Origin of the sequence: Butyrivibrio sp. AC2005, from assembly GCF_000424145.1 — a bacterium.
Taxonomy (GTDB): Bacteria; Bacillota; Clostridia; order Lachnospirales; family Lachnospiraceae; genus Butyrivibrio.
Map to the genome: position 1 here is coordinate 49,753 of NZ_AUJI01000039.1, position 6,061 is coordinate 55,813.

Genomic DNA, 6,061 nt, shown 5'->3' on the forward strand with positions numbered 1-6,061 from the left:
AAACACAAAAATTAAATAAATAATTGATATAATGATCATATAGAAGTAACCGTGGGGAATAGATAATAGGGGGTCTATTCCCTATATTTATAACTGTATTTTGAGGACAAAGCTTAAATGAGAGGTGTGCTATGAGAGTTAGGAAAATATTGGCACTGTCTTTGATAGGATTATTGTTTGTTAATGCAACAGCGTGCAGCCTTGAAAGTGCAAGGGAAAAAGCAGAATCTGCAGCTAATACCGTTGGTGAAGTTGCGTCTTCAGCTAAAGATAATGTGGTTGCATGGTATTCCAACCTTGATTTAAGCAAGTTTAAGGATGGATGGGATTATTCCGTAGAGTTTATGGGGGCACAATATTCAGCAGTAATGAGCAGTAAATATGTAGCGAATGTTGAGGAGGCACTGACAATATTAAAGACTGACATGAACAGTGCTGCTGGTTCTGCCAGAGGAACGGCCCAAGAGGCAGGTTTTTTGGCAGAAAAATGGGCTTCAGATACATTTAATCTTAATGCAATTGCAAATGGCTCTGATGCTAGAGCAGAAACAGTCGGTAGTACAGATCTGGGCTCTGTTGATGTAAAAACAAATTATGGTGAAAATGCAAGTTTGAAGTATTATCAGAATGCAAATGGAAGTGCTCAGGCACAGGCAAAAACTTTGTTAGAAGCCTATAATGAGTATTATGCTTCTGCATCTAAGAATACAAGTAAAGAACCGATGACATTAGCAGAGTATATGAATAAGAATGGTTATAACGCTGAAACGCAGGATGCTCTGCTTTCATCTATTTATGAGGGGCAGACTAGAATCATACCAACAGACCAGGTGGCTGAAGCAACAGAATATTTACAGGGAAGAATAGACAAATTGTCTGCTCTTGAAGGTGATGTTGCTTCTGCCAGAACAAAATCATATCAGGAAACACTGTCTAATCTGCGAGACAGGTTAACTGCCCCTGATGGTACGCAATCTAAGCCCCTGACATACGAAGAGTTGCAAGCTATTGCAGAAGTATCAAAGAACGGTGAGTTTAAACCTGAGGACTTTGGGATAAAATTAAGTACAGTTATCAGTCCTAAATATGTTATGAAACAGGCTATAGGGACTGGATTGGAAGTGGGTGTAATTAATACTGTATTTACGATAGGACCCGATATTTATTCAATTCTTAGAGAGGCATCTGAGAACAAAGAAATTGATGAAGAACAATTAAAGGAAGTAGGCGTAGATGGAGCCATATCCATGTCAGAAGGGTTTGTTGAAGGGTCTGTATCCAGGATTGTAACCACCTTGTGTCAGGAAGGTATTCTGGGAGCAGAATTAAAAGCAGCAAATCCCTCTGTGGTAGCAACATTGACTGTGCTTGTGATTGAAGCAGCTATTCACGGATATGAATTGTCACAAGGGAAAATAACAGCTGAAGAATATGGGAATATGATGGTAGACAAAACCATGATTTGCATGTTGGCAATTCCTACTTCATCATTGTTCCTGGCAGCTTTGCCCGCAACAAAAATAGCTATGCTGGGTGGATGTATGGCTGGAGGTATGATTGCGTGCGTTGGCTATATGGTTACAAAAGAAGCAGTGATGGATGTTGTAGATGGCGGCGGGTTTGAGGCAATAGTACCTGTTCAGGCAACAAGCGCCTTAAGCGTTGCAAAAGATAAGCTGGCATCGCTGAATATTTCAGGAACAGTATCTTCTTTTGGTGATAGTATGGTTTCGACTATGAATGACGGATATATTAAAGTAAAGTCGTTAGCAAAGAAATAGTTAGTACAAAATGAGGTTTTCTTCTTGATGTTTTTTCGATAAATGTCTATAATTAAGTTGTTATGTAGTTATTTTATTTATTATTGCTTGTATTAACCGTTCCAGTTTTGGGGCGGTTTTTTTGTGCCTAAAAATAGGCTGGTAACAGAGAAAAAGGGAAAAACAACCTTAAATCACTGTAAAAAGGAGGACTTCGGTATGAAGAAGAAAATTACAAAGGGAGCAAAAAAATTATTTAAGAAAGTGTCTGGTCATGCACGTAAGGTATTCATGAACAAGACCAAAAGAATCACAATAGGGGTTTCCTTATTGCTTGCAAGCTTTTTTTACAGTTTCTTTATCCTAGATACGGCCATAACAGCGAGCATAGCTGGATGGATGCTGGGTTTGCTTAGTTCGGCAGGAACTGTACTGGGATTATTTTTTATTATTGGAAGCAGGAAGGGTCTTAAAAAATTCTGCAAAAGGCTTATTTATGAGGCTGGAGCTGGAATAGTGGTTATCATGTCGATGACAGAGATAGCATACGGATTTAAGAAATCGGTAGTAAGACTTAACGGATTACATCCAGTATTGCTGCTTATAGCGCTTATAGCAGCATTCTGGTATTTCAACAGAATTGCTTCCTTTATCATTTCTAATGCGGTACGTCTGACAAGTATGGCAGTCAAAGTGATAAGGAAATGGGATGTAAAAAAAGCTAGTGAAAACATGTTGGCTATAGTAAAAAACGTAGGTGCAACTGTGACTACAGTTGGAACAGGAATTGCCGTCCTGTATGCGTTTTTTGAGAAAATTTTAAAATAGCCACAGCATATGATGGGAAGAGATTCCTAAGAGCAAAGGGCTGTCAGATAATAACATCTGATGGCTCTTATTTTTTTAAACAGCAATGGCTGGAGGCATATGGGACTGATCAGCCATTAAATTAGCATTATCTGGGCAGCATACATTCTTTTGTGGAGAGTATGCTGCCCATTTTACCGCTATAATCCATATAGAGATTTTTGAAGAGGAGAATATTAAATGGCAAATATGATAATGCGCTTTCCGGGAGGAGTGCCAAAGGCGCTTACTTTAAGTTATGATGACGGAGTTGAGCAGGATGAAAGACTGATTGAGATTGCAGAAAAATACGGCATCAAAGGAACGTTCAACCTAAATAGTGGGTGCTTTCCGCCTGAAGATGTGGCTTATGAAAAAGGGACTATCCACAGAAGGATGCCACTGCAAAAAGCAAAGGAAGTTTATGCAAAGAGCAGTTGGGAAATAGCAGCTCATGCTTATACACATGCATCACTTGTGGGGCTTTCTGGAAATATTGCGACAGATGAGATTTTGCATGACAGGAAAGAGCTTGAGAAGCACTTTGGGACAATAGTAAGGGGATTTGCGTATCCCTTTGGAGCCTATGATGACAGAAGTGTTGATATTCTTAAAAACTGTAGCATATGCTATGCAAGGACGGTAGAGTCAACACATGATTTTCATCTGCCAAAGGATTGGCTGAGACTTCCTGCCACTTGCCATCATGCAGATCCCGAACTAATGAATCTAGCAAAGAGATTTGCAGAGACGAAGGACTGGTGGGATCCCATGTTCTTTTATCTCTGGGGACACAGCTATGAATTTGAAGCTTGTGATAACTGGGATGTTATCGAAGAATTCTGTAAATATATGGGACACAGGGATGACATCTGGTATGCAACAAATATTGAAATATATGATTACTGCAACGCGTTTAACCAGCTGATATTCAACACCGAAATGACAAAGTGTCAAAATCCTACATCAAGAGGAATCTGGTTTACGTATGGAGAGAAAGATGTATATGTACCAGCTGGTGCTGCAGTAACGTTTTAAAATGAATTAATATAGAAGACAATCTCTTTTGGGCTGATAAGCAAAGAGGGCTGTCATTTTGGGGCTAATCCAAGGTGGCAGGTCTCTTATTTTTTGTTTCTACATAGGGTAAAATAAAGTTTGACGATTAGAGGACAGAGGGGGAAACGTCATGACTTTGAAATTTATTCTGAATATGTTTGGTAGTAACAAAGAAAAAAATCATTTGTTTACAGTGCGCTCTGGAGAGATCGTGCATTACGACAAAATGACTGCAGATAAGATCAAGGCATCGAAGGATTTTTATGCAGTATCAGAGGATGCTGTTTTTGATATGCATGTTTCTGCCGAAGGCGGACAGATGATTACAGAGATTGAACTGGAGGAAGCTTTGCCTGAGGGGCAGGGCTGTCTTTCACCGTTCATTCGTATATAGATAAAAAGTATTATTTATAAAGAATATGAAAGAAGTTTGGAGCGTATGAAAACAGTAGTAATTACAGGCAGCACCAGAGGCCTTGGCTACGAAATGGCTACGGCTTTTTTGCGTAACGACTGGAATGTTGTAATAAATGGAGTAAATGAGAACAGGCTTAACCATGCGGTAGAAAGTCTTAAAAAGATTAAAGGCAAGGGTGATATTCTTGGAGTGGCAGGTAATATCGCAAAATCTGAGGACATTCAGAATCTTATGGACAGCGCAGTAAAGCAGTTCGGAGCGATTGATATCTGGATTAACAATGCTGGGGTGAACCAGCCTTCAAAAGCCATATGGGAGCTGACAGACTCAGAGATAGATGCGCTTCTAAATATTGACCTTCGCGGAGCAATTCTGGGAACAAAGATTGCCACGCTGCAGATGGAGAAACAATCGGAAGGCGGAATGATCTATACGGTTGAGGGATATGGAAGTAATGATGCTATGATGCTAGGGCTCAACATGTATGGAACAACAAAAAGAGCTGTCACTCATTTTTCCAAAGCTTATGCGAAGGAACTTGAAGAGAGAAATAGCAGGGTTAGGATTGGACGGCTATCACCGGGTATCATGATCACTGATTTTACCAAGACGGCTTTGGGAGGAGAGCAGGAAATAGAGCTTTCTGAGAAAACTAAGAACGTATACAACATGCTAGGGGATTACCCGGATGTTGTGGCAAAGTTCCTGGTGAGAGAGATGCTGAAAGATCCTGCCAATGATGTGCACATAAACTGGCTTACGGGACGAAAAGTGATGTTCAGGCTTATAACAGCGCCGATTAGGAAGAGGAGTTTTTTTGATTAAGGCTGGTTGGAGGTGCGGCAAATGATAGACTATGAAGCATTCAAAAAGTTATTTTGTGAAATTTCCGGAGAACCAGAATTTGAGATTATTTTCCGAGGGATTAAAAATTCCTATATGATCATCAAATACGATGACCATGTTTCTTTCCAGAGGTGCGGAACTAATGATGGCAGTGGAGAGTATGAGTATCCTGGCGTAAGTTTACAAGTTATAAAAGGCTGATGCCTCGAAACGCAGTAATCATCTGCGTTTCAGGCAAGTCAAGCCGTATACCTAACTATAGTATTTTTGCTGAAGTCCGTAGACCTCTTCGATCCGTGATGCCAGTTCATCACCTTCGATGAACGCCTCTATCTTCTTGGGCTTTGCTATATCACCATAGAAGGTGGTGACCCTGTTGATCGCATTCATAGACTCAAGGCACTGATCTATACTACAGTCAATGCCTTTTTGATGAAGTTCCTTGCGAAGCAGGGTACATAATCTATAGGCAAGCACACAGATAAAGATATGTATGGCAATTCGCGGATCCGTCCAGTGAAAGATTGGCCTTACCGTCAGAAAATCTGTATCCTTCATCTGTTTAAAGGAGCTCTCTACGTGCCAGGCGCTCCGATATGCAGAAATGATCTGATAATCCGACAGATCTGTTCTGTCAGTAAACAGAGCAGTCTTTCCGAGCTGGGTTTCTGTGATGTTTTGTAGCTTCTGCTCAGAATCAGAGAATGTAAGAAGTACATGCCCATCCTTTTCGAGTACTTCGTAATCAAAAATATCCGACATGAATTCTCTGTGCTTCAGTATTTTGGCGACAGCCTTTTGTACGCTTTCAACCGTAGGCTTTTACCTCCTTTTTTGATAAATATACTCTCGGAATCTATAAGCCAGTAACAATGCGGCTTTCAGATTCCTTTTTTATTAAAATCCCCCACTTTTTTATCAAAAAACACTTGACATTTACCTCCAAAAATGCGGCGCTTCGCGCCCTTGTTAAAAAGGATGTGTCGTTACGGCGCGGCCGTAAGTTTTTTGATTGGAGGGCGATTTTATGTTACCTGTTAATTGTGGCAGTCATGCCGACTACCAAAACTTTGTTGTTGAAAATCTCCGCAAATATTACCCTGATCCAGATGCTATATCTCAAAGCACCTGG

The 6,061-nt window shown here is 40.3% G+C and carries 7 protein-coding genes; 6 read left to right on the forward strand and 1 reads right to left on the reverse strand.

Annotated features, from left to right (window positions below):
• Nucleotides 1-131: 131 nt before the first annotated feature.
• From G602_RS0112125 to G602_RS0112150, 6 genes are all read left to right on the forward strand, one after another.
• A complete protein-coding gene (locus tag G602_RS0112125; protein ID WP_026659244.1) occupies nucleotides 132-1,781 on the forward strand; it encodes a hypothetical protein in 1,650 nt (549 codons plus the stop codon).
• Between the two features lie 198 nt (nucleotides 1,782-1,979).
• Entirely contained in the window at nucleotides 1,980-2,588 is a 609-nt protein-coding gene (locus G602_RS0112130; RefSeq protein ID WP_026659245.1) for a hypothetical protein, read from the forward strand.
• Nucleotides 2,589-2,807: 219 nt separating this feature from the next.
• Nucleotides 2,808-3,644, forward strand: coding sequence for a polysaccharide deacetylase family protein (locus G602_RS0112135; RefSeq protein WP_026659246.1), 837 nt, complete (start codon nucleotides 2,808-2,810; stop codon nucleotides 3,642-3,644).
• Nucleotides 3,645-3,795: 151 nt separating this feature from the next.
• The gene (locus G602_RS0112140; protein WP_026659247.1) at nucleotides 3,796-4,059 is read left to right on the forward strand and encodes a hypothetical protein; all 264 of its coding nucleotides are present in this window, start codon (nucleotides 3,796-3,798) and stop codon (nucleotides 4,057-4,059) included.
• A gap of 45 nt (nucleotides 4,060-4,104) precedes the next feature.
• Nucleotides 4,105-4,908: an SDR family NAD(P)-dependent oxidoreductase gene (locus tag G602_RS0112145; protein WP_026659248.1), complete on the forward strand. Its 804-nt coding sequence runs from the start codon at nucleotides 4,105-4,107 to the stop codon at nucleotides 4,906-4,908.
• 21 nt (nucleotides 4,909-4,929) lie between these two features.
• Complete coding sequence (locus tag G602_RS0112150) at nucleotides 4,930-5,130, forward strand: hypothetical protein (RefSeq protein WP_026659249.1); 201 nt, start codon at nucleotides 4,930-4,932, stop codon at nucleotides 5,128-5,130.
• A 51-nt stretch (nucleotides 5,131-5,181) separates the two neighbouring features.
• On the opposite strand, the gene G602_RS0112155 is transcribed toward G602_RS0112150, so the two are convergent.
• Entirely contained in the window at nucleotides 5,182-5,691 is a 510-nt protein-coding gene (locus G602_RS0112155; protein ID WP_026659252.1) for a hypothetical protein, read from the reverse strand.
• Between the last annotated feature and the right edge of the window lie 370 nt (nucleotides 5,692-6,061).